This is a genomic window from Myxococcus sp. CA039A (assembly GCF_013336645.1).
In the GTDB taxonomy this organism is placed as follows: Bacteria; Myxococcota; Myxococcia; order Myxococcales; family Myxococcaceae; genus Myxococcus; species Myxococcus llanfairpwllgwyngyllgogerychwyrndrobwllllantysiliogogogochensis.
Map to the genome: position 1 here is coordinate 1 of NZ_JABUMQ010000561.1, position 3,479 is coordinate 3,479.

The following is a 3,479-nucleotide window of genomic DNA, read 5'->3' on the forward strand; positions in this document are numbered from 1 at the left end:
GCCCGCTCTGTCTCCCTGCCAGCGCTTCTTTGGGGCATGGTGGAGATATGTCGCCTGTTGAGCCCGACGTGAATCCTTCAGTCTCCGACACGCCCCCACCCGCCCCGACCCAGACGGCGAAGCCCGAGAAGCCGACGCTGATGGGGCGCTTCAAGACGCTGATGCTGGAGTACGGCCCGCTGGCGCTGGTGACGAACTACGCCATCTTCGGCCTGGTACTGGTGGGCTTCTACTTCGCCATCAAGCTGGGCTTCCAGCCGTCGAGCGCTGGCGAGCAGGCTGGCTCGTGGGCAGCGGCCTACGCGGCCTCGCAGGTGGTGAAGCCCTTGCGACTGGCGGCGGTGTTCGTGCTCACGCCGCTCATCGCGCGCATCCCACCAGTGGCGCGCTTCATCGAGCGCAACAAGCACAAGTGGAGCTTCTGAGCGCACGCGGCGACCCGAGCCTGGGCCGCCGCGCGCGAACGTCACCGACTCAGAAGGCGGGGACGCGGAAGTCCTTGATGATGCCCATGTGCTGCATGCCGGTGGCGGCGCTGTCTCCGGCCTGCACCGGCGCGATTTCCGACAGCGGCGTGTAGACGCGGCTGTCGAGCACCAGTCCACCCGGGAAGGTGCTGGAGCCGATGACGGTGGACTGGCGGTACTGGTTCAGGTCCGCGTCCACCAGGACGTGGTCATACGGCTTGCCCCGGCTGAAGTTGGTGTTGACGTTGCCGTTCTTGTCGGCCGGATACGGCGCGGTGGTGACGACCACGTCATCGAACGTGGAGAAGCAGGACTCCGAGCGGCTGTCGGTGTTGAGGTCGCCACCGATGACCAGATAGTCGCTCTCCGGGATTTGCGCCCGGATGTAGTTGACGATGAGGTTCGCCTCGTTGTTGCGAGCGCCCGAGCCCGAGGTGAGCAGGTGCACGCTCACCGCCCAGAGGTCCTTGGGACCGGGGATGTCGATGCGCGCCCACGCGAAGTCACGGTTGGAGACCTGCGTGTCGTTCCACTCACCCGACTGGATGATGGGCCAGCGGCTGATGATGCCGTTGGGGATCTGCGCGCCTTCCTCCCGGTAGTAATGGAAGCCGCTGCCCACCGCGTTCACCAGCGAGCTGATGTCCGCCACGGAGTCGGTCTGGTAGTTGAACTCCTGGATGAGCACCACGTCGGGGTCCACGCCCTGCATCAGGCGGATGCCGTGGCCCGGGTCGTAGTCCTGCCCGTTCCCGCTGGAGATGTTCGCCGCCATGATGCGGATGTTCGTGTAGCTCCCCGTCCCCGTGCCAGCGTCGGTGCTCGTGCCCGCGTCGGTGCTCGTGCCAGCGTCGGTGCTCGTGCCAGCGTCGGTGCCAGGACCCGGACCGGCGTCGATATCGGTGCCCGCATCGATCTCAGTGCCGGCGTCAATCTCGGTGCCCGCGTCGATCTCAGTGCCGGCGTCGATCTCAGTGCCGGCGTCGATCTCAGGACCCGCGTCGGTCCCAGGACCCGGACCTGCGTCAATCTCAGTACCAGCGTCAATCTCAGTGCCCGCGTCGACCACCGTGCCCGCGTCAATCTCGGTGCCCGCGTCGACCACCGTGCCGGGACCCGCGTCAATCTCAGTGCCCGCGTCGACCACCGTGCCGGGACCTGCGTCAATCTCAGTGCCCGCGTCGACCACCGTGCCAGGACCCGCGTCGACCTCGACGTCGCCACCATCCAGCGTGGACCCACCACCGTCGTCGGCCGACGAGCCGCCGTCTGTCTCCTCTCCACCGTCTCCGCCATCCCCCACGCCCGCGTCATCCCCCGCATCCGGGGTCGCTTCGCAGACCTCGCTGGGCAGACAGAAGGTCGTCTCGCCGCCGTCGCGCTCCTCGCCCGTGGGGCAGCACGCCGCCTCCTCCTGACCACACACGGCCTGCGGTCCACACGGGCGCACGCAGATGGCTCGGTCATAGAACGGGACGTAGCGGCACTCCTCGCCCTCGCCACAGGCACTCGCCCCTCGCTGCGGATCACACTGAACCCACAGCACCCCGCCATCCTCCAGGGGCAGCGGCGTCTTCGGTGGATCCGAGTCACCACAGGCCAGAGCGAGAATCGTGAGCGAAACCGCCGCACACGCGAGGTAGGAAAAAGTCTTCTTCATGCGCTCGGGCCTGCTTCCATGATGACGATTCAAGAGGTGTCGACCGCCAGCACCGGCATGCGGACGGGCGCGGGAGTATAGGAGACGACCCGCGCGTCAGTCCTGCGACTTACCGCCAAATCGTACATTTACAGCGGTGAAAATCAGGTGACGAACCTCTCCCAATCCTCTCGGCCGAGACGTCGGGACCGTCGCGGCGGAATCAAGAGCACCCGGTGGTGACTGTTCGACTCCATGGCCGACTGAAGGACTTCCTCTCGCCGGAGAAGCGCGCGCAGGAGACGCTTCAGGTGACGCCCTTGGGCTCGCCCTCGGTCAAGGACCTCATCGAGTCACTCGGACCGCCTCATCCCGAAGTGGACGGGGTGCGCGTCAACGCAGAGCCCGTGGGCTTCGCGCACCGGGTGGCGCCGGGCTCGTTCGTGGAGGTGTGGCCGGCCCTCCAGCCCGTGGAAGGAATGCCCCGCTTCGTCCTCGACGTGGGCCTGGGCCGGCTGTCCGGCTTCCTTCGGATGCTCGGCTTCGACACCCTGTGGCGCAACGACTTCGCGGACGACGAGCTCGCGCGGATTTCGAGCACCGAGCACCGCGTCGTGCTGACCCGCGACATCGGCGTGCTCAAGCGAGGTGAGGTCGTGCTCGGCTACTTCCCTCGCGCGGCGGACCCCGTGGAGCAGTTGGTGGAGGTGGTGCGTCGCTATGGGCTCGGAGCCCGGATGAAACCGTTCTCCCGGTGCATCGCCTGCAACGCAAACCTGAGTCCCGCCGAACCTCACGAGGTGACGGGCCGTGTGCCCGAAGGTGTCGCGGAACGTCACTCGCACTTCCAGCAATGTCCCGACTGCCGCCGGGTTTTCTGGGCCGGCTCGCACCAGGAGCGCATGCAGGCCCTGGTGGACCGTCTGCGCGCACTGGAATCCGAGCGCTGATCCACGCCCAGGCCACCACACGCCTGGGAACTCCCGCAGTGAAGCCCGCACCTCGCAAAAACATGTGCCCTTGCACTTTTTGCGAGGTCTTTATTGACCCAAAACTCCTGGTGAAAAACCCTTACCACAAGGATTTCAGTGGGTTGCGGGCTTCCCGCCACGGGCACGTGAGTTGCTGAGTTGGCGACACTTCCGTCGCTTTCCCCCAAGCGGCGCGCACAGGAGTCCGTGAGATGGCGCACCGAAACCTACCCCGAAGCCGAGCGAGCGGAGGCTTCACCCTGCTTGTCGCGCTTGGCGTCGTCGTGGTGGTGACGATGGCGGTGATGCTGAGCTACCGGGTGGTGGGCCGCGAGGCGGACACCCAGGCGGATGCGCGCCGGCAGAAGGAGGCGTTCTTCGCGGCGGAGGCGGGGCTGGCGG

At 66.7% G+C, this 3,479-nt stretch carries 3 protein-coding genes and 1 pseudogene; 3 read left to right on the plus strand and 1 reads right to left on the minus strand.

The window, feature by feature from the left end:
• Positions 1 to 68: 68 nt before the first annotated feature.
• The gene (locus tag HR086_RS45605) at positions 69 to 425 is read left to right on the plus strand and encodes a hypothetical protein (protein ID WP_371745747.1); all 357 of its coding nucleotides are present in this window, start codon (positions 69 to 71) and stop codon (positions 423 to 425) included.
• A gap of 49 nt (positions 426 to 474) precedes the next feature.
• On the opposite strand, the gene HR086_RS45610 is transcribed toward HR086_RS45605, so the two are convergent.
• On the minus strand, positions 475 to 2,127 hold the full coding sequence (locus HR086_RS45610; protein ID WP_174468791.1) for an endonuclease/exonuclease/phosphatase family protein: 1,653 nt from the start codon (positions 2,125 to 2,127) through the stop codon (positions 475 to 477).
• A gap of 215 nt (positions 2,128 to 2,342) precedes the next feature.
• Here HR086_RS45610 and HR086_RS45615 point away from each other — a divergent pair, with 215 nt between their 5' ends.
• Positions 2,343 to 3,056, plus strand: coding sequence for a Mut7-C RNAse domain-containing protein (locus tag HR086_RS45615; RefSeq protein WP_174468792.1), 714 nt, complete (start codon positions 2,343 to 2,345; stop codon positions 3,054 to 3,056).
• Positions 3,057 to 3,289: 233 nt separating this feature from the next.
• Positions 3,290 to 3,479 (plus strand): annotated as a pseudogene (locus tag HR086_RS45620) (hypothetical protein); the annotation flags it as partial.

Bases quoted from the DNA above. Each gene is read 5' to 3' on its own strand.
- HR086_RS45610 (WP_174468791.1), bottom strand. From the start codon at position 2,127: ATGAAGAAGACTTTTTCCTACCTCGCGTGTGCGGCGGTTTCGCTCACG.